Consider the following 18136-nt stretch of genomic DNA (forward strand, 5'->3'; position numbering starts at 1 on the left):
CGAACCGCGCCGATGGCGCGGTGCTACAGACCCTCGGGCCTGCGTGGAGGCCCGGCCGTCGGCTTTACGACCGCGCCATCAGCGCAGCCTCGACGGCCATGCCCACGTCCGTGGTGTTCGCTTTGCCGCCCAGGTCCGGCGTGGTGGTTTCCCCCTTGCCCAGTACATCCTCTATCGCGCCCACGATGGCGTCGTGTGCCGCCGTGTGCCGGGCATCGCCGTTGCCCAGGAAATCCAGCATCATGGCGCCGGACCAGATCATGGCGATGGGATTGGCGATGTTCCGGCCGTAGATGTCGGGGGCCGAGCCGTGCACGGGCTCGAACAGCGACGGGAACTTGCGCTCCGGATTCAAGTTGGCCGACGGCGCGATGCCGATGGTGCCCGCGCATGCCGGCCCCAGGTCGGACAGGATGTCGCCAAACAGGTTGGAGGCCACCACGACGTCGAAGCGCTGCGGGTTCAGTACGAAATGCGCCGACAGGATATCGATATGGTATTTGTCCCAGCGCACGTCCGGGTACTGGGGGGCGATCTGTTCCACGCGCTTGTCCCAGTAGGGCATGCTGATGGAAATGCCGTTGGACTTGGTCGCGGAGGTCAGGTGCTTTTTAGGCCGGCTGCGGGCAAATTCGAATGCGTACTTCAGGATGCGGTCCACGCCTGTGCGGGTGAACACCGCCTCCTGTAGCGCGAACTCGCGCTCCGATCCTTCGAACATCACGCCGCCCACGGAGGAGTATTCTCCTTCGGAGTTCTCGCGCACCACATAGAAGTCGATGTCCCCGGGCTGCCGGCCGGCCAGCGGGCAGGGGACGCCCTTGATCAGGCGCACGGGCCGCAGGTTGACGTATTCGTCGAAACCCCTGCGAAACTGGAGGAGGGAACCCCACAGCGAGATATGGTCCGGTACGGTTTCGGGCCAGCCGACGGCGCCGAAGTAGATCGCATCGAAGCCTTGCAGCTGTTCGAACCAGTCCGAGGGCATCATCCGCCCGTGCTTGGCGTAGTACCCGCAGTGAGCCCAGTCGAACGCTTGCAGGGACAGCTGGATGTCGAATTTCTCGGCCGCCGCCTTCAACACTCGTAGCCCTTCAGGCATTACTTCCTTGCCGATGCCATCGCCGGAAATCACTGCAATCTTGTGCATCTTGCCCTTCTGTACTGTTGTTTTGAATATCCCCGCGATGATACTATCCAGCGCAAAGAACATAATTGGCGGATTCGTTAAATCACAAGACACATATCATGAATAATCAGCCGCTACTCGAAGACCTACGCTTGTTTTGCCTGGTCGTGCGCAATCGCAGCTTCGTGGCAACAGCGACAGAGCTGGGCGTGTCGCCCGCATACGTCAGCAAGCGGATCGCCACCCTGGAAAGCACGCTGAAGACCAAGCTGTTGCACAGAACCACGCGCCGGGTCGCCGTCACCGATGACGGGACGTCGATCTATGAATGGTCCCAGCGCATCCTCGAGGACGTCGACCAGATGACCGAGATGGTGCAGACCACCAAGACGACCCCCCGGGGTCTGCTGCGGATCTGTACCAGTTCGGGGTTCGGGCGCAACCGAGTCGGGCCGGCCTTGTCGCAGTTGGCCAAGCAATATCCGTCGATGGAAATCCAGTTCGAACTGCTGGACAGGCCGGTGGATTTGATCGGCGAGGGCTTCGATCTGGATATCCGGGTGGGCACGGTGACCGACCCCGGGTTGATCGCCAGGCGCATCGCCACCAACTATCGGATATTGACGGCTGCGCCCTCGTACGTCGCGCGGTACGGGCAGCCATCCTCGTTCCCGGATCTGGCCAATCATCAATGCATCGTCATCCGCGAACGCGACCAGACTTCGAGCGTCTGGCGAATGACCGGCCCCTCAGGCCCGGTCAGCATGAAGGTGTCGGGGCCGTTCTCGACCAATAACGGGGAAGTCGCCCACAAGTGGGCGATAGACGGCCACGGCATCCTGCTGCGATCCATCTGGGACGTCAAGGCCAGCCTGGACGCGGACAAGCTCGTCAGGGTGTTGCCCGATCATTCGCAGGAGGCCAACGTATGGGCGGTGTATTCATCGCGGCTCAGCAGTTCGGCCAAGGTACGCGTGTGCGTGCAGTTCCTGGAGCAATGGCTGAACGTCAGCGTGGGCGAGATCCGGGGCCAGCCCGGCTGATCGGACCTACGAGCCCGCTGGCGCTCGCGCGCGCAATATCGCGTCGCGAACCCGGGCAGCTCCGTCGGCCAGGCTCACTTTGGGGTCGAAGTCCAGATCGCGCCTGGCCGCATCTATCGTCAAGGGCCCCAGGCCGAAGGTGTTCCATCCCATGCCATCGGGCTGCACTCGTACCGATACTTCCGGCACCGCCAGCCGGACCTGGGCGACGATGTCGTCCAGGGTCTGTGCCACGCCGGGCCCGATGTTATAGGCCCGTTGCCGCAGCGCAGGCATGCTCAGGGCGGAGCAGATGCCATCGATGACGTCATCCACGTAGATGTGCTGGCGGGTGCGGCCGGGCTCGTCCCGGACGGATGTGACGCGGCCGTCGATGGCGTCCTGGACCAGCGTGCGGATCAGGCACGACGTGGTCCTGCCTGGCCCATAGCATGAGGCCACCCGCAGCGCCACGGCGTCGACGCCGTGCTCGGCGAAATAGGCATTGATCAATGCCTCGCCCGCGGCCTTGGTGGCGCCGTACACCGTGCTGGGATACAAGGGCGTGTCCTCATTCACGGGCAAGATGTCGGCACGTTCGCCGTACGCCATGACGGACGAGAACCATATGACCCGTTCCACTTGATGGATGCGCGCCGCCTCCAGCAGATCGACCAGCGAGGACAGGTTGATGTCGCACAGCCGGGCGGGCGCGTCGCGCATCAGCATGGGGCCCGATATGCCGCCGGCATGCACGACCTTCCGGACGTCGTGGCGCACGATGGCTTCGTGCCAGCGATGAGGGTCGGGCAGGTCGTGCGTCATGATGGGAAAGGGCATGCCCTGCGGCACGATCCTGTCCATGCCGATCACCCGGTGCCCCTCGCGGACCAGACGGTGGGCCAGTTCGGCGCCGATCAGGCCTGTGATACCGGTGACGAGGATTGCGCCCTCGCGCTGTATTGCTGCAATCATCGAACTATCCTGGAATGGCATGGTTCACGAGAGGGATTATTCGACCGCCTGGATCTTGTTGTACAGATCGGCAAGCAGCCCGCCCTCGAAGGTATTGGGCACGTCTTTCACCTTTTCGCGGAAGGCGGCCTTGTCGGGCTGCACCACGGTCATGCCTCCGGCCTTGAGTTCGGCCAGCAGCTCGGTTTCGCTGTCCAGCACCAGTTGATCCTGATACACGCCCGCATCGCGTACCGCCGTCTTGATCAGGTCCAGCTGCTCGGGTGACAAGCGGCCGTACAGATCGTCGCTCATGCCGACGATCACATTGGAGACCAGATGGTCGGTCAGCGACAGATACTTGTTGACCAGATGCACGCCGGCACCCTTCATGGTGGCCAGCGGATTTTCCTGCGCGTCCACCACATGGGTCTGCAAGGCCGTGAACAAGTCCTTGAAATCGACGGGCGTGGGCGTTGCGCCCATCGCGCGCCAGTACGCCTCAAAGATGGGAACGGGGACCACGCGCAGCTTCATCCCCTCCAAGTCGGCGGGCGTCTTGACCGGCTTGTTGGACGTCAGTTGGCGTGTGCCGTAATACCAGGACGAACTGATGATGTGGATACCGGTTTTTTCCAGCAGGGCGTCGGCCAGCTCGTCGCCGACTGGTCCTTCCAACGCCTTGCGCATGTGGGCGGGGTCGCGGAATGCGTACAGCATGCCCAAGACGTTGGCCTGGGGCAGCACGTTGCCGTAGGTGGAGCCGGTGATCGCCGCCATGTCGAGCGTGCCGATCTGCATGCCTTCTATCATTTGCTGCTCATTGCCCAGCTGGCCGGCGGGGTAGTCCTGCACTTTGATCTTGCCGCCGGACCGTTCCTCCACAAGCTTGGCAAAGCGCTTCACGCCCAGGTCCAGCGGCGTGCCCACGGCAATATTCTGGCCGATGCGTAGGGTCATGGTTTGTTGTGCCCAGGCGCTGCCGCCGGCAAGCAATGTCGTGGCGAGCATGGCGGTGATGGCCGCCTTGGCGCTGCTTTTCATGGATGATCGAATGGATAGCATGGTGTTCCTCCTTGTAGTGGTCTAATTGGAATAAACGAACTGGGGCAGCCAGGTGATGGTCTGCGGAAACACAATGATCAACAGCATGGTGACGACCAGCGGTATCAGGAACGGCCATACTGCTACGATCACCTTTTCCAGCCTGATGCCCGACACCTGGCTGCCCACGTACAGGCAAAGGCCGACCGGCGGAGTCACCAGGCCGATGCCCAGCATGTACACCATCATCACCCCGATATAGACCGGATCCATGCCGGCCGATATCAGTGCGACGCCCAGTACCGGAGTCAGCAGAATGATGGCGGCGGCCACTTCCATGAAGCACCCCACGATCAGCAGCAGTACGGCGACGGCAAGCATGATCATCAGCGGGTCCTGGAAGGACGCCATCAGCAGCTCGGACAGGCCGCCGGCAACCTGCGAGCGGGAAATCGCATATCCCAGCGGCGCCGCGAAGCCGATGATCAGCATGATGGCGCCCGACAGGGTCGCCGTGCTCATGAGCGCTTCCAGCACCTTTGCCCAGGTCAGCTCGCGGTAGATCAGGCCGGCGACGATCAGCGTGTACACGGTCGCCAGGATGGCGGCTTCCGTGGGCGTGGCCAGCCCGGAGAACATGGCGCCGAGCAGTACGACCGGCGTCAGCAAGGACCATATTCCTTCCCGGAAGGTGCGCCAGAAAGGCACTTGCGGCGCCGCCTTGACCTTTGTCTTGCGGCGCCAGAACAGGAAGGCGAACATCAGCATGATCATCAGGCCCGTCAGGATGCCCGGTATGACGCCGCCCAGGAAAAGCAGGCCGATGGGCACGTTGGCGATGCTGCCGAAGATGACCATGTTGATGCTGGGCGGAATAATGGGGCCGATGGTGGCGGTGGTGGTGATGACGCCGATGCTCAGGTCGTCCGGGTAGTGGCTGTCCCGCATCGCCTTCATGCCGATCTTGCCGAGGCTGGCCAGGTCGGCGACTGCCGAGCCCGACATGCCGGCGAAGATCATGCCGGCCACCACGTTGGTATGGCCCAGCCCGCCGGGGATACGGCCCACGCAAGCCAGTGCGAACGCGAATATCCGGCGTGTGATGCCTCCGCAGTTCATCAGCTCGCCCGCCAGAATGAAGAACGGGATGGCGATCAGGGGGATGTTGCCCAACTGGCCGATGAATTGTTGCGGAAAAACCAGCAGGTTGGCGTTGGTCGCCAGAAAATAGCCCAGCGCCGATGCCGCGATGGCGAAGGCGATCGGCGCGCCCAGGAGCATGGCTGCCAGCAGTACGATGGATGAAGTGATCATGCGCTGGTCTCCTGCTCCGGCGTGCCGGGCGGCACGATGACCGTTTCAATGAAAACGAAGCGGCGCTTGAACACCTGCAGCTGGATCAGGCGCAAGCCCATGAGCACCGCGAGCGCCGGCGCAGCCGCATAGGCCCAGGCCCAGGTGAAGGGCAGGGTGGCGAAGGAAAAAGAAGTGCGTGACATCAGGCTCCACCCATACCACCCCAGCACCGCCAGCACCGCTAGGACCAGCAGCAGCACCAGGTAGTCGAATCCCTTGCGCAGGCCCAGGGGAAGGCTGTCGGCCACAGCGCCCAGCCGCACCAGGGCCAGGCGTTTCGCCGCGCCCGTCGCGCCCAGGACGGAACACCAGACGAACAAGAACTGCGAGAGTTCCTCGGGCCAGCTGAGCGGCGACCCGAGCAGAGTGCGCAGGAAAACCTGGGCCACCATCACCGCCCCGATGATGCACAGCAGGAGCATCGCCACCAGCTCTTCGGCGTTGTCCGCGAGAATGCGCCCCCAGGAGACACGAGCGCCATGCGAATGGATGGAGGAACCGATCATCGTCAGACCCAGCCCGATCGTTCAAGGAGGCTGCGGGCCTTGTCCATGGCCGCGCGCATTGCCTCGATGTCGCGATCGGACCATGGCCGCGTGTCGGGGAGATGGTGGACGGAGATCCAGCCGACCAGTTGATTGCGCCATACCAGAGGTCCGAGAACCTGGGCCTTGACGCCATAGACGCCCATCAGCGCCTTGGGCGGCGGAACCTGGGCATTGATGCAATCCTCCTGAATGAGCAGGTCGCGATGCCGGTCCAGCCACTGGACGGTCGCCAGGCTGCGTTGGTTCAGGGACGAGTCCAGCCTCAGCGAGGCCACGCCCGGGGCGGTGGCTTCGGCATAGACGTCGTCGACGCCGATGTTTAATTCCGGGATGTCCAGCCGAATGGTGGTGCGGCTGGCGGACGTGGCCACCAGAAGCTCGGCCAGTATGGTATCGAGCTCGGCGAGAACCTCGTGGTCGCGCAGCAGCTGGCCCCATCCGTGCAGCGGATTGCTGATGCCGGCCATTTGCAGGGCCTGCCACAAGGTGACCGCTATGCTGTCGAAAATCGGCTTGCCCAGTTCGTGTTCCATGTCGTCCAAGACGGCGGCGGCGGCCAGATTGGTGCAGCCGACGACGATGCACTCGGCATCGGGCGAGTCCGCATCGCGCAGCAGCTGCTTGATGGTATCGAACGACGTGCCGCCAATGACCTGGTTCTTGGTGATGTCCAGGCGCGCCTCCTTGACCACTTCGAAGCCGGCGCTCTCGTAGGTGCGCGCCATCTGGCGCGCCGGCGCCTGGACGTACGGCGTCGCCAAGGCGAACTTCTGGATGCCGTACTGCGCAAGCACTTCCAACTGGGCCAGGGAAGAGGTCGATGCCGGCACCCCCACGGTCCCGGTGATGGCGGCGCAGATGTCCTTGTCAGCCTCGAAGCCTTTCCCGGACCATGCGCCGGAGGTTCCGTTCCACAGGATCACATCCACTGCCGCATCGCCCAGCAGGCTGGCCGCCTCGGCCATTTTCGAGGTTTCGAACTGGTTGACGTCGTTCGCATCGAGCGTCAGCGTCCGGACCTGGACGCGCGAGAAATGGGTGGATACGCGGTCGCTGATCTGATGCGTCATCAGTTGGGTCAGCGGTTCCAGTGCCGTGTTGGACGAGGGCGTAATGAATCCGATTTTCTTGAGGTCTTTCAGGCCGCCGGCCTTCTTCAATCGTGCGTTCATCGTGCTTCCTTATCAAATGGTCTAAGGGGATGGCCGGGCTATGGCAGGATCCAGCCGCCGTCCACGACCAGGGTATGGCCTGTGATGTAGGATGCGGCGTCGCTCGCCATGAACACAAAGGCATGCGCCATGTCTTCGGTTTGTCCGAAACGCCCCAGGGGGATGCGTTTCAGCGATTCGGCGTAATGGGCGGGGTCCTGCAGCAGATGCTGATTGAGGGGTGTCAGCGTTCGTCCGGGGGCCACGCAGTTGACGCGCACGCCCAGCGGGCCCCATTCCAGCGCCGCCGTCTTCACAAACTGGGAAATGCCCGCCTTGGTGGCGGCGTATACGGATCGGAACTCGGCGCCGTTGTACGCCAACTGTGAGCCGGTATGGACAATGGCGCCGCGCTTGCGAGCCGACATTTTCCGGCCTACGAGGCGGCTAAGCGCGATCGAGCCGGCCAGATTGACGGAAATCACGCGAGTGAGGTCCGTCCATTTCAAATCGGACAGGGGCTCGTACAGCAGGACGCCCGCATTGTTGATCAGTATGTCCACCTCGCCGATGGCCTCGTCCAGGGCCTCGATGGACTCGAGCGCGCCTTGGTCGAACACAATGGGCCGCAGCACGCCGGGCCGCTGCGCGGCAAACGCGGCAAGCGCCCCTTCATCCTTGTCGGCCGCGAACACCGTCGCGCCCAGATCGGCGAACAGTCGGGCGGTCGCCTGCCCGATGCCGCTGGCCGCGCCTGTGACGCAGACCGTCCGGCCGGTGAAATCGAACAAGCTCGAAAATGCATGGGATGCGGTCATGTGATTTCCGTTTGCGTTTCCATCAATAGCCCAGCAGGCGCGGCAGGAACAGGATGATGTCCGGGAACAGCGTGAACAGGAACAGCAGCGCATACTGGAGCACGATGAAGGGTGTGGCTTCCCGGATGATTTCGGTGACCTTGATCCGCCAGATGCCCGAGGTGACGATGAGCAGGATGCCCACCGGCGGCGTGATGCCCCCGATGGTGATGTTCATGACCACCAGGAAGCCAAAATACACCGGATCGATGCCATACATGGCTGCGATCGGCGCAATGATGGGCACCAGCATCAAGTAGGCCGCGTTGGCCTCCATCACCATGCCCACCAATACCAGCATCAGCATCACCAGAAAGGTGAACAGCAGGGGATCGGTCGTCACTGTGGTGAGCCACTCCGCGACTTGCGGCGCCACCATTTCCGCGGTCAACAGGTAGGTCACCTGGGACGAGAAGGCGATCAGGGCGCCGACGATGGCGGTGATGATGGCGGCGTTCAGCAGGCAGGGCAGCAGGTCTGACAGACGCAGCTTCCTGGTTACGAAAAAGCCGATCGCCAGTGCATACGCGACGGCGATGGCGGCGCCTTCGGTGGCCGTGAACACCCCGCCCACGATGCCGCCGATGACCAGTACCGGCATCAGGAAGACGATCAGCGATCGGCGCAGCTCGCGCACGACGCGTGCCGTGCTGAACGCCTCGCCGCTGACCGGATAGCCGCGCCGGCGGGCAATGACGGCGCACAGCACCATGGTGCCGAGGCCCAGGAAAATACCCGGAACGATGCCCGCGACGAAGAGATAGCCCACGGACACGTCGCGCGCCACCACGGCGTAGACGATCATGCCGATGCTGGGTGGGATGATCGGCCCGAGGTTGGAGGCGGATGCCACGAGAGCCGCGCCAAACCCCTTGCTGTACGACTTGCCGAGGCTGGGGCCGAGCGTGGAGCCCAGGGCCGTGGCGTCGGCCACCGAGCTGCCGGACACCGACGACAGGCCCATGGCGGCGCCGATCGTGACCAGACCCAGCCCGCCCGTGACTCGGCCCACGGCGGCATCGGCGAGCTCGATGAGCCTTTCCATGATGCCGCCCCGGACCATCAGCTGGCCGGCCAGCATGAAAAGGGGGATGGCCATCAGCGGGAACGAGTCCAGCGCATAGACCATCTTGCCGGCCAGTTGCTCCATGGGAAAGCCGCCCAGCAGGACCCCGCCCAGGCCGGCCCAGCCCAGCGCGAAGGCCAGCGGCATGCCGAGGACGGCCAGCACCGAGAAAATCCCGAGCATGGTCAAAGAGATCATGATTCGCTCCAGTGCTCGCTGGGCGGTTCGCCGGTGATCGCTATGCGTCCCACGTGCAGGCAGGTGTGGACCTGGCCGATCACCAGGCTTGCATAGAACACGCCCACGCTCAGTGGAATGCCGGGCATGAGCTGGTCCCAGGTGTCGGCCGTGAGCAGGGCGGCGTAGTAGGCGATGATGGCCGACAGGATCAGGATCAGCACCGCATTCAGGGACACCACGATGCGCTTGGCGGATGCGTTGAACCGGTCGACGAGCAGCTCTATGCCGACGTGCGCGTTATAGCGGATGCCCAGCGGTATCGCGAACATGACCGCCCAGATGAAGCACACCCGCGGCACATCCCAGCCCCAGGCCAGTGAATCATTCAGGGCATAGCGAAAAAAGACTTGCAACAGCAGCACGGCCGCCAGCACGGCCATGGACGCCGTGACGATGGCTGCTGCCAGTCGATCGAGCGCGCCGAGAACGGCATCGTAGCAGTTCAGGAAGGCTTTTTTTGTCATGGTGATTCGGTAACTGGCGCCCGTCGCCGCCGGCGACAGGCGCAGCCTGTGTTCAACTCAGGCAAGGGGGCTCAGGCCGCCTCGCACGTCTGGATGCCCTGCTCGACCAGGTCCATCGCTTCGTCGCCCAGCCGCTTGCGCATCTCGGCATAGACCGAGCGCGTCGCCTCGCGAAACTTGGCCAGATCGTCCTTGGAAAGCTCGTGGTATTCCATGCCTTCCTTGATCAATTGATCGCGGGCGACCTTGTTCTCGCGCATGGATATGGCGCGCTGTTCGGCCGTCGCCTTGGCCGCGGCTTCGCGCACGGCCTTTTGCTGATCGGCGCTGAGCTTGTCGAAGGCGCTTTTGTTCACCATGTAAGCGGCCCAGTCGTAGAAGTGCCCGGAATTGGACAGGTACTTCTGGACTTCCGAGAATTTGCGCACGACCATGTTGTCGTAGGGGTTCTCCTGACCGTCCACCACGCCTTGCTGCATGGCCTGGTAAAGCTCTTTGATGTCGATGGGGGTGGGATTGGCGCCCAGGGCGCGGAACGTCAGCTGCCAAGCCTCGCCCGGCAAAGTCCGTATTTTCAGGCCTTCCATGTCGGCCACCGACGTGATCGGACGTTTGTTGTTGGTGATGTGGCGGGCGCCCACCTGCGCCCAGCCCAGCACCAGTACGCCTTTTTCCGCCATCTTGCCTTCCAGGAACTCGCCCAGGCCGCTCTCCATCTGGCAGATGGCCTGCTCCGGCGAGGTGGCGGCAAACGGCAGGATCGCTGCACCGAGTTCAGGCACCAGCTTGTCGTAGAAGCCGATGGAGCCCCACGCCATCTGGATCTGGTTGGTCCGCAGCTGGTCCACCTGTTCCAGCGCGCCGCCCAGCGTATTGTTCGGGAACAGGTCCACGCGGATGGTGTCGTTGGAAAGCGCGGCGGCCTCGGACTTGAAGACCTTGGCCCCCGCGGTCGTGGAATGGCCCTCCGGGTATGAGCCGCTGGCGCGCCAGTGCGCCTTATCGTCCGCCGCGTGGGCCACATTGCCCGCCAGCATCAGCGTTGCTGCGCACCAGGCGATTCGTTTTAATGGGGAACGGTGTGTCATTGTCTTCCTCCTGTGATGTGTGCCATTCCATGGAGTGTCTGGAATCGTGCGGCCGTTCAACGCCTGGGGTCAGTTCAAAAACGGCGGCTTTCTTATATTGAATCCATAGTAAAGCAAACCGTTTGTGGAATAATTGATCATGGGTGAACCAATAAGACACGATCCGTCAATAATGTCGGGCTTGAAGGGACTGCGTGCGGGCGGCATCGCGCCGCGAATGTTCCTAGCGTGTCATGAATGCCTGCAGGGAGTGCTGCAGGGCTTCCTTGGAGGGCAGGTCGCCGATCAGCACCAGCCGCGAGCGATGGTCGTCGTCGGGCCAACGCGGCAGGTGGGTGGGCGGGTGCATCAGGTGCTGGACGCCATGCACGACTGTCGGCAAGGACGAGCCGCTGATGTTCAGGATGCCCTTCATGCGCAGGATGCGGGCTCCGTGGCAATGCAGGAGCATGCTCAGCCATACCCCGAACGCGGCCCAGTCCAGCGGCTCTTCGAAGGTCAGCGCAACGGAGGTCACGCGTGTCGCGTGCGCTGGCCCCAGGCGCTTGCCGTCCGGCCCGAACAGGCCGTCACCGCCGGCCGAAGGCCGGCCGGCAAACCAACGCTTCGCCTCTCTCGTGCCGGATGAGGCCTGGACGTCCTCCTCGACCAGGATGTCGGCTTCCTGCGCGGTGCCGTCCGATGTCGTGACAGTGGCCGAGGGATTCATGTCCGAGAGGGCGGCGTGCAGATCGTCGACAGCCCGTGTGTCGGCCAGATCGGTCTTGGTGATGACCAGGCGGTCCGCCACCGCCACCTGCCGCACCGATTCCGGGTGTGCCCGCAGCTGAGCGAGCCCGTGCAGCGCATCTACGGTCGTCACGATGGTGGCCACGCGGAAGTGGAAGTGCAGCTGGGGATGGCCGATGATGGTATTGAGTACGGGGGCGGGGTCGGCCAGCCCAGTGGTTTCGACCACGACACGATCAAAGGCCGGCACGTCGCCGCGATTGCGCTTTGCGTTCAGGTCCAGCAGCGCGTCCGCCAGGTCGCTGCGGATGCCACAGCAGATGCAGCCGTTGCTCAAGACGACCGTCTCGTGGTCCACGATGTCGATCAGGTCGTGATCCAGCGCGATTTCGCCCAGCTCATTGATCAGCACGGCGCAGTTCGCAAAGGCATCACTGCTGAGCAGGCGCTTCAACAGCGTGGTCTTGCCGCTGCCCAGGAAGCCCGTCAGCACGTTGAGCGGGATTTTTACGGCGGCCTGCGATGCGTCGTTCATGGATGTCGCCGCAGACGCTCGATGACGGCGCCCGACAACGGATCGGCCCGGCCACCCGTCAGCCGCTCGACGGCCGGCCATAGCTGGCCCAGGTTGTCCACGAGCTCGGACTTGCCGGTCAAGGTGCTGAGCAGGTATTTGCTGCCTTGCCAATCGGATACCGAGCACGAAAATGCGCCCAGCACCCGGTTCAGGTATTTGACGCGGCGCGACCTTTCGGTGCGGCGGATGTGCGCCAGCTCGTCGGCGTCCGGCCGCGGCAAGAGGTCGCTCCAGTGATCATCGGCGCCCAGGATGCCGCACAGTCCGCACATGTCTCCTCCTCATGCCGCGCCGACGGGGCGGGTCAACCCTGAGTCCATGGCGAGCGCCGGTCGAAGTCCGATGCCATGTCGTCCATGGTCACGAACGTGACCCCCGCATGGCCGCTGATGTATTCGAACAGCCGTTCGAGCATGAGCAGCACCTGCGGGCGGCCGGACACATCGGGGTGGATGGTGATGGGGAACACCGCGTAATCGTATTCCCGATACACCCAGTCGAACTGGTCGCGCCACATCTGCTCGATGTCGCGCGGATTGACGAAGCCATGGCTGTTGGGCGATTTTTTGATGAACATCATGGGGGGCAGGTCGTCCAGGTACCAGTTGGCCGGGATTTCGATCAAGGGGGTTTCCTTGCCCCGGATCAGGGGCTTCATCCATTCGCTTGCGTCCCTGGTGAAGTCGATCTTGGTCCAGGAATCGCCCACACGCACGCGATACGGCTGGAAGTCATGATGCATCAGGCTGTGGTCGTACTTGATGCCTTTCTTCAGCAGCAGCTCGTTGGTGATCGTACTGAACTCCCACCACGGCGCGACATAGCCGGTGGGACCCTTGCCGCAAAGCCGGGTGATGAGCTCGATGCTCTTGTCCATGACGTCTTCCTCTTGTTTGGCCGTCATGGCGATCGGGTTCTCGTGCGAATAACCGTGCATGCCGATCTCGTGGCCGGCATCCACCACCGCCCTGATCTGGTCCGGGAAGGTCTCGATGGAATGACCCGGAACGAACCAGGTCGTCTGGATGCCGAACCGGTCGAATAATTTGAGCAGGCGCGGCACGCCCACCTCGCCGGCAAACAGGCCGCGCGAGATATCGTCCGGCGAATCTTCGCCGCCGTAGGAGCCCAGCCAGCCCGCCACGGCGTCCACGTCCACGCCGAACCCGCACAGAATTTCTTTAGCCATTGTGTCGATCTCCTTGGTTTGGGCAATCAGCCTGTATACGGCATGACGCAAGCGCCGAGTTGCAGGCCTGTATTCAACAAATAATCTTCGCTGCCCGCTCTCGCGTAGAAGGCGATGCTGGTGGGCATCTGCGCCTGGCCGACCCCGTTGGGCAGCGCCAGGCCGCACATATTGAGCATGTTGGCCCACATGGTGTTCCGAATGGTTTTGCCGTTGACACGCGCAAAATAATCGATATCCGCCTGCAAGGGGGCCAGGGGCGGGGCCACATGGGCGATCGTGGGCATGACCAGCATGGCCCCGTCCAGCGAGGCCCACAAGGACTCGCGCAGGCGCTGCCGCTCTTGCTGCAGGCGCAGCAGGTCATACGCGGACATGGACTTGGCGGCCATGATCCGCCTGAATACGAACGGATCAATCTCGGATGCGCGCGGGCCCTCCAGCAGTTCATGATGCCGGCAGTAGGCTTCGGCCGACGCCAGGAAGCCATGATTCCGGCCGAGCGACTCGAGCTCGTCCAGCTCGGGCACTTCGCGCCGGACCACGCGCGCGCCCGCTTCCTGTAGCCGCCGCAGCGATTCAACGAAGTTCCGCTCCACCTCGGGCTCGAGCGCCTCCATGACCGCGGTGTCGGGAGCGACCAGCGTCACCTCGGACAGGGGGACGCTTGCCGTTGCCGCGGTCGGCTGCGTGGCCAGGCCCCGCATGGCCCGATCCACCAGCAGGCAGTCGGATACGGCGTGGGCCAGCACGCCTATCGTGTCCAGCGTGCGAGACAGGGGAAAGACCCCACCGCGGTCGAAGCGCAGCTCGGACGTTTTATATCCGACCACGCCGTTGAATGCCGCCGGCGTACGCACCGAGCCGCCGGTGTCGGTGCCGATGGCGATCGGCACCAGCCGAGCGCCCACGGCGACGCCCGATCCCGACGAGGAGCCGCCCGGTACGCGCGCGCAATCGCGCGCATGCGGATTCAGCGGCGTGCCGAAATGAGGATTCAGGCCAAGTGACGAATAGGCGAACTCGCTGAGATTGGTCTTGCCCAGGCTGACCATCCCGGCCGCCGCCAGATGGGCGACGACCGGGGCGTCGGCGGATGCCGGCGCGGCATCGCGGTAGATATTGGAGGCGGCGGTGGTGGGTGTGTCCCGGACATCGATCACATCCTTCCAGGCGACCGGCACGCCGTCCAGGGCACCCAAAGCCTGGCCGCGGCGGTGGCGTTCGGCGCTGGCGGCTGCCTCCCGCCGCGCCCGCTCGAATGTGGTGGTGATGAATACCGTGCGGTCGTCCCCGGCCTCGATCCGCCTGATGAAGTGCTCTGTGAGTTCGACCGCATCTATTTCTTTGCTGGCGAGCATCTGGCCAAGTGTGGTGGCCGAACACTCGCACAGCGCTGTGGCAGGCGACACTGGTATCTCCTCTGAGTCACGAAGTGATCCTTGGCATGGCCCACATGAGCGCGGCTCGATGCCAATTATTCATTATTTGTACATTATATTTGGATTTTTGTGCGAATAGCGCTTTCTTTTCATTGTAATAAGCACTGTTTCGCTCTATCGCGACGGTCAAGGAAGAGGCTCAGCGGCAGCGGGCCAATCCCGGCCCGCCGCCGTCAATTCCCGGTGGCTGCGTGCGGCGCCGTAGACGCGCCCGAGCTCATGCCGCCGCCGGCCGGGGGCGTGGGCTGCATCGGAGCCGGTGCGGGCCTGTTCTTTTTCGGATCGACCGTGATGCGGTTCTCCACATCCTTGACACCCTTGACGCCGCGCGCCACGGTGGTCGCCTGGTCCACCTCGGTGTCGGTGCCGACTGTGCCTGTGAGGGTGACCACCCCTTCGGTGGTCTCCACCGAGATGTCCAGGACGCTCAGCGCCTCGTCGGCCATGATAGCGGCCTTGACCTTGGTGGTCAGGGCCGCGTCGGCCACGTACTCGCCGACGGACTGCCGTTCTTGATCCGCATCGGCGGCGAATGCCGCCGGGGCGAGGACGATGCCCGCTCCGATCGAAGCGGCAATGATCGCTTTGCGAAATTCCATGTTGATACTCCTCTTCTGTCAGGGGCCGGCGGGGGCGGGACGCGGTCGGACAATCGCCGCCGGCCTGTTCTTATTTCCGGAACATCCCGCCCAGGATGGACAGCAAGGCCAACGCCAGGAACACAAAAAACAGGATCTTGGCGATGCCGGCGGCGCCGGCGGCTATGCCGCCGAAGCCCAGGACCGCCGCGATGATGGCGATGACGAAGAAAACCACGGCGTAGTGCAGCATGTCGGTTTCTCCCGATGAAGAGTGGCTCAGGGGTTGTTGTCGAAGAACTCACGAACCTCTTTCTGTGCTTGCTCGCGCGTCTTGCCGTAACGCTCCTGGATCAGGCCGGCCAGCCGCTCGGCGTTGCCTTCCGTGCGGGTCAACTCATCGTCGCTGAGTTCTCCCCACACCGCCTTGGCCTTTCCGGTCATTTGCTTCCACTTGCCTGCGATGATGTCGTTGTTCATGATGGCCTCTCTTTGTCGTTGAGGTTTGAGGGTCGGCTCGCATGTTCTGCGGTCGCCCCAGGCGGGATTGGCATCCGCTGTTTTCAACGTAAGGCCGCGGCTGGTGGCTGTCAAAATACGAGATGAGGAAATGTAACGGCGCCGGACGGCGGAAATCGTCGCTGCCTCGACGTGGAATGAATCGGCCCCGGCCCATAGGTGCCGTTACATTTCAGAGATGTTTTGTCCGTCTTTGAGCGAAAAGGGTAAGCAGATCTACGGCATTCGGCGCGCCGCGCGCCGGCCCCGGGGGACCGATATAATTCGATCTCGACACCAGGCCGTCCGGGCGCATAGGCGCGGGCGGCATTTCACCGGCGGAGTTGGATCGATCCATGCCAACGCTCAAGAAATCCCCCCCTGCCAAGGACGCGAGGCGGGCGTCCAACCGCGTGACTTTGCTGGACATTGCCCGCCACGCGGGCGTGTCGCGCGCGACGGTGTCCCTGGTCATGCGCGACAGTCCGCTGGTCGCCCAGGAAACCCGCGAGCGCATCAAGCAGGCCGCGGTCGAACTGGGCTACGTCTACAATCGCGGCGCCGCCAGCCTGCGGTCCCGCCGCTCATTGATCGTGGGGGTGTCTATCACCGACCTCAGCAATCCTTATTTCGCCGAGCTCACCGCCGCCGCGGAGCAGGGCTTGTCGCAGGTCGATCGGATGGCGCTGCTCAGCAACAACAACGAATCGGTCGACAAGCAGGATTCCTTCATCGACACGATGCGCGAGTACAACGTCGACGGCCTGATTATCTGTCCGGCCATCGACACGCCGGTGGCGACGATCCGCCGCCTCAACGCGCTGCACATTCCGTTCGTGTTTCTGTCGCGTCGCATCGGCGGGGTCAAGGCCGACTACGTTTCCAACGACAATGTCCGTGGCCTGCGGATGGCCACGGAGCACCTGCTGGCGCTGGGGCATCGCCGCATTGCCATGATCTGCGCCAGCACGCGGACATCGACGGGCCGCGAGCGCCTCGAGGGATATACCTCCGCCTTGCGGGACGCCGGCCTGCCGGTGGAGCCCTCCCTCATCGTCGAGGGCGCGCCCACCCGGCGCGACGGGATGGAAGGCCTGATGTCGCTCATGGCAAAGCCGCGGCCGCCGACGGCGGCGGTCTGCTTCAACGACATCAGTGCTTTTGGCGTGATGCTGGGCCTCAATCACCTGGGCATGCGCATCGGCCACGACTTTGCCGTGACCGGGCACGATGACATTACCGAGGCCGGCCTGTGGATGCCGGGCCTGACGACCATCGCCGTCCCGATCGAGGAAATCGGCCGCCAGGCGGCGCGCGTGCTGCTCGAACGCATCAATGAGCCCGATCGGCCGGCTCAGAAGGTCATTCTTGCCCCGAAGCTGGTGCTGCGTGAATCCAGCGGCGCGCGCCCCGGCGCCTGATCAGAAGTGCGGGATGTGCATGCCGCCGTCGATATGAAAGGCGTCGCCCGTGCTGAACGGGAATGCGCGGCCGGCCAAGGCGGCGACCGCGAGGCCCACCTCGTCGGCTGAACCGAACCGCCGGATCGGGCTCAGGCCGTCGGCGATGCGCTGATCGTAGCGGGCCTTGATGACGCGCGTCATGTCGGTCTCGATGACGCCGGGGCGGATCTCGTAGACACGGATGTCGCTGTCGGCCAGGCGCAAGGCGTAGAGCTTGGTGGCCATGGACACCCCCGTTTTCGACAGGCAGTACTCGGCCCGCTCGACCGATGCGAACAGCGCATTGGCCGAGGATACGTTGACGATCGTCCGATGGCCGCGGGGCGCCCTGTCGGCGAGCATCCGGCGGGCGATGTCCTGGGTCAGGAAAAACATGGCCTTCAGGTTGACCGACATCAGCGTATCGTAGCTGTCCTCGCTGACATCCAGGATGTCGCCGCGCACCTTGACCGAGATGCCGGCGTTGTTGACGAGGCAGCTCAAGCCGCCGAAGGCCTCCCAGGCCCGGGCGGCGAGGGCGGCGCGCGCGTCGCGATCGGCGATGTCGGCCACCACCACTTCGGCGCGTGCACCGGCGCGCTGCAGTTCGGCGACGGTCTCGTCCATGGCCGCGTCGTGCGCGACGTCGTTGACCACGATGTCATAGCCCTTGCGTGCCAGGGCCAGGCAGATGCCCCGGCCGATGCCCCGGCGTCCGCCGGTCACCAGGGCCGCGGGGCGGCGGGATTCCATCTGTGACAT

Annotated in this window: 20 protein-coding genes; 2 read left to right on the forward strand and 18 right to left on the reverse strand. The window is 63.8% G+C overall.

What is annotated here, in order from left to right:
• Nucleotides 1-64 precede the first annotated feature (64 nt).
• A complete protein-coding gene (locus OOZ48_RS03725; protein ID WP_269495800.1) occupies nt 65-1150 on the reverse strand; it encodes a tartrate dehydrogenase in 1086 nt (361 codons plus the stop codon).
• A 98-nt stretch (nt 1151-1248) separates the two neighbouring features.
• Between OOZ48_RS03725 and OOZ48_RS03730 the strand changes: the two genes are divergently transcribed.
• Entirely contained in the window at nt 1249-2172 is a 924-nt protein-coding gene (locus tag OOZ48_RS03730; RefSeq protein ID WP_269495802.1) for a LysR family transcriptional regulator, read from the forward strand.
• Between the two features lie 6 nt (nt 2173-2178).
• Here the strand turns inward: OOZ48_RS03730 and OOZ48_RS03735 are convergent, their stop codons facing one another.
• The 16 genes from OOZ48_RS03735 to OOZ48_RS03810 all read right to left on the reverse strand — a co-directional run bounded on the left by OOZ48_RS03735 (nt 2179) and on the right by OOZ48_RS03810 (nt 15914).
• Nucleotides 2179-3126 (reverse strand): NAD-dependent epimerase/dehydratase family protein, encoded by a 948-nt coding sequence (locus OOZ48_RS03735; RefSeq protein ID WP_269495805.1) that lies wholly within the window; start codon nt 3124-3126, stop codon nt 2179-2181.
• Nucleotides 3127-3162: 36 nt separating this feature from the next.
• Nucleotides 3163-4149 carry a TRAP transporter substrate-binding protein gene (locus OOZ48_RS03740; protein ID WP_269495808.1) on the reverse strand — a complete coding sequence of 329 codons (987 nt, stop codon included), beginning with the start codon at nt 4147-4149 and terminating at the stop codon, nt 3163-3165.
• A gap of 42 nt (nt 4150-4191) precedes the next feature.
• The gene (locus OOZ48_RS03745) at nt 4192-5463 is read right to left on the reverse strand and encodes a TRAP transporter large permease (protein WP_269495810.1); all 1272 of its coding nucleotides are present in this window, start codon (nt 5461-5463) and stop codon (nt 4192-4194) included.
• Nucleotides 5460-6011: a TRAP transporter small permease gene (locus OOZ48_RS03750; protein WP_269495812.1), complete on the reverse strand. Its 552-nt coding sequence runs from the start codon at nt 6009-6011 to the stop codon at nt 5460-5462. Before OOZ48_RS03750 ends, OOZ48_RS03745 begins: the two co-directional genes overlap by 4 nt.
• 2 nt (nt 6012-6013) lie before the next feature.
• Entirely contained in the window at nt 6014-7225 is a 1212-nt protein-coding gene (locus OOZ48_RS03755; protein WP_269495814.1) for a GAF domain-containing protein, read from the reverse strand.
• Nucleotides 7226-7263: 38 nt separating this feature from the next.
• Nucleotides 7264-8022: an SDR family NAD(P)-dependent oxidoreductase gene (locus tag OOZ48_RS03760; protein WP_269495817.1), complete on the reverse strand. Its 759-nt coding sequence runs from the start codon at nt 8020-8022 to the stop codon at nt 7264-7266.
• 22 nt (nt 8023-8044) lie between these two features.
• Complete coding sequence (locus tag OOZ48_RS03765) at nt 8045-9325, reverse strand: TRAP transporter large permease (protein ID WP_269495820.1); 1281 nt, start codon at nt 9323-9325, stop codon at nt 8045-8047.
• The gene (locus tag OOZ48_RS03770) at nt 9322-9831 is read right to left on the reverse strand and encodes a TRAP transporter small permease (RefSeq protein ID WP_269495822.1); all 510 of its coding nucleotides are present in this window, start codon (nt 9829-9831) and stop codon (nt 9322-9324) included. Before OOZ48_RS03770 ends, OOZ48_RS03765 begins: the two co-directional genes overlap by 4 nt.
• Nucleotides 9832-9902: 71 nt before the next feature.
• Nucleotides 9903-10919, reverse strand: a complete 1017-nt coding sequence (locus OOZ48_RS03775; protein WP_269495825.1) for a TRAP transporter substrate-binding protein — start codon at nt 10917-10919, stop codon at nt 9903-9905.
• 223 nt (nt 10920-11142) lie between these two features.
• Nucleotides 11143-12183, reverse strand: a complete 1041-nt coding sequence (locus tag OOZ48_RS03780; RefSeq protein ID WP_269495827.1) for a CobW family GTP-binding protein — start codon at nt 12181-12183, stop codon at nt 11143-11145.
• On the reverse strand, nt 12180-12497 hold the full coding sequence (locus tag OOZ48_RS03785) for a hypothetical protein (RefSeq protein WP_269495829.1): 318 nt from the start codon (nt 12495-12497) through the stop codon (nt 12180-12182). The genes OOZ48_RS03780 and OOZ48_RS03785 overlap by 4 nt, the downstream gene beginning before the upstream one ends.
• A gap of 32 nt (nt 12498-12529) precedes the next feature.
• Complete coding sequence (locus OOZ48_RS03790; protein WP_269495832.1) at nt 12530-13414, reverse strand: polysaccharide deacetylase family protein; 885 nt, start codon at nt 13412-13414, stop codon at nt 12530-12532.
• 26 nt (nt 13415-13440) lie between these two features.
• Complete coding sequence (locus tag OOZ48_RS03795; protein WP_269495834.1) at nt 13441-14826, reverse strand: amidase family protein; 1386 nt, start codon at nt 14824-14826, stop codon at nt 13441-13443.
• A gap of 203 nt (nt 14827-15029) precedes the next feature.
• Nucleotides 15030-15455 (reverse strand): BON domain-containing protein, encoded by a 426-nt coding sequence (locus tag OOZ48_RS03800; RefSeq protein ID WP_442867518.1) that lies wholly within the window; start codon nt 15453-15455, stop codon nt 15030-15032.
• A 70-nt stretch (nt 15456-15525) separates the two neighbouring features.
• On the reverse strand, nt 15526-15687 hold the full coding sequence (locus tag OOZ48_RS03805; RefSeq protein WP_269495836.1) for a DUF1328 domain-containing protein: 162 nt from the start codon (nt 15685-15687) through the stop codon (nt 15526-15528).
• Nucleotides 15688-15713: 26 nt separating this feature from the next.
• Complete coding sequence (locus OOZ48_RS03810) at nt 15714-15914, reverse strand: CsbD family protein (RefSeq protein WP_269495838.1); 201 nt, start codon at nt 15912-15914, stop codon at nt 15714-15716.
• 374 nt (nt 15915-16288) lie between these two features.
• On the opposite strand from OOZ48_RS03810, the gene OOZ48_RS03815 reads away from it, so the two are divergent.
• A complete protein-coding gene (locus OOZ48_RS03815) occupies nt 16289-17353 on the forward strand; it encodes a LacI family DNA-binding transcriptional regulator (RefSeq protein WP_269495840.1) in 1065 nt (354 codons plus the stop codon).
• Here the strand turns inward: OOZ48_RS03815 and OOZ48_RS03820 are convergent, their stop codons facing one another.
• On the reverse strand, nt 17354-18136 hold the full coding sequence (locus tag OOZ48_RS03820) for a 3-ketoacyl-ACP reductase (protein ID WP_269495842.1): 783 nt from the start codon (nt 18134-18136) through the stop codon (nt 17354-17356).

It is taken from the genome of Castellaniella sp. S9 (assembly GCF_027257175.1).
Classification (GTDB): Bacteria; Pseudomonadota; Gammaproteobacteria; order Burkholderiales; family Burkholderiaceae_B; genus Castellaniella.

Excerpts from the sequence above, each read along its gene's own strand:
- OOZ48_RS03760 (WP_269495817.1), bottom strand. The coding sequence starts at position 8,022 with ATGACCGCATCCCATGCATTTTCGAGCTTGTTCGATTTCACCGGCCGG.
- OOZ48_RS03775 (WP_269495825.1), bottom strand. The coding sequence starts at position 10,919 with ATGACACACCGTTCCCCATTAAAACGAATCGCCTGGTGCGCAGCAACG.
- OOZ48_RS03765 (WP_269495820.1), bottom strand. The coding sequence starts at position 9,325 with ATGATCTCTTTGACCATGCTCGGGATTTTCTCGGTGCTGGCCGTCCTC.
- OOZ48_RS03790 (WP_269495832.1), bottom strand. The coding sequence starts at position 13,414 with ATGGCTAAAGAAATTCTGTGCGGGTTCGGCGTGGACGTGGACGCCGTG.
- OOZ48_RS03725 (WP_269495800.1), bottom strand. The coding sequence starts at position 1,150 with ATGCACAAGATTGCAGTGATTTCCGGCGATGGCATCGGCAAGGAAGTA.
- OOZ48_RS03780 (WP_269495827.1), bottom strand. The coding sequence starts at position 12,183 with ATGAACGACGCATCGCAGGCCGCCGTAAAAATCCCGCTCAACGTGCTG.
- OOZ48_RS03805 (WP_269495836.1), bottom strand. The coding sequence starts at position 15,687 with ATGCTGCACTACGCCGTGGTTTTCTTCGTCATCGCCATCATCGCGGCG.
- OOZ48_RS03820 (WP_269495842.1), bottom strand. The coding sequence starts at position 18,136 with ATGTCACAGATGGAATCCCGCCGCCCCGCGGCCCTGGTGACCGGCGGA.
- OOZ48_RS03810 (WP_269495838.1), bottom strand. The coding sequence starts at position 15,914 with ATGAACAACGACATCATCGCAGGCAAGTGGAAGCAAATGACCGGAAAG.
- OOZ48_RS03800 (WP_442867518.1), bottom strand. The coding sequence starts at position 15,455 with ATGGAATTTCGCAAAGCGATCATTGCCGCTTCGATCGGAGCGGGCATC.
- OOZ48_RS03770 (WP_269495822.1), bottom strand. The coding sequence starts at position 9,831 with ATGACAAAAAAAGCCTTCCTGAACTGCTACGATGCCGTTCTCGGCGCG.
- OOZ48_RS03815 (WP_269495840.1), top strand. The coding sequence starts at position 16,289 with ATGCCAACGCTCAAGAAATCCCCCCCTGCCAAGGACGCGAGGCGGGCG.
- OOZ48_RS03745 (WP_269495810.1), bottom strand. The coding sequence starts at position 5,463 with ATGATCACTTCATCCATCGTACTGCTGGCAGCCATGCTCCTGGGCGCG.
- OOZ48_RS03735 (WP_269495805.1), bottom strand. The coding sequence starts at position 3,126 with ATGATTGCAGCAATACAGCGCGAGGGCGCAATCCTCGTCACCGGTATC.
- OOZ48_RS03730 (WP_269495802.1), top strand. The coding sequence starts at position 1,249 with ATGAATAATCAGCCGCTACTCGAAGACCTACGCTTGTTTTGCCTGGTC.
- OOZ48_RS03785 (WP_269495829.1), bottom strand. The coding sequence starts at position 12,497 with ATGTGCGGACTGTGCGGCATCCTGGGCGCCGATGATCACTGGAGCGAC.
- OOZ48_RS03740 (WP_269495808.1), bottom strand. The coding sequence starts at position 4,149 with ATGAAAAGCAGCGCCAAGGCGGCCATCACCGCCATGCTCGCCACGACA.
- OOZ48_RS03750 (WP_269495812.1), bottom strand. The coding sequence starts at position 6,011 with ATGATCGGTTCCTCCATCCATTCGCATGGCGCTCGTGTCTCCTGGGGG.
- OOZ48_RS03755 (WP_269495814.1), bottom strand. The coding sequence starts at position 7,225 with ATGAACGCACGATTGAAGAAGGCCGGCGGCCTGAAAGACCTCAAGAAA.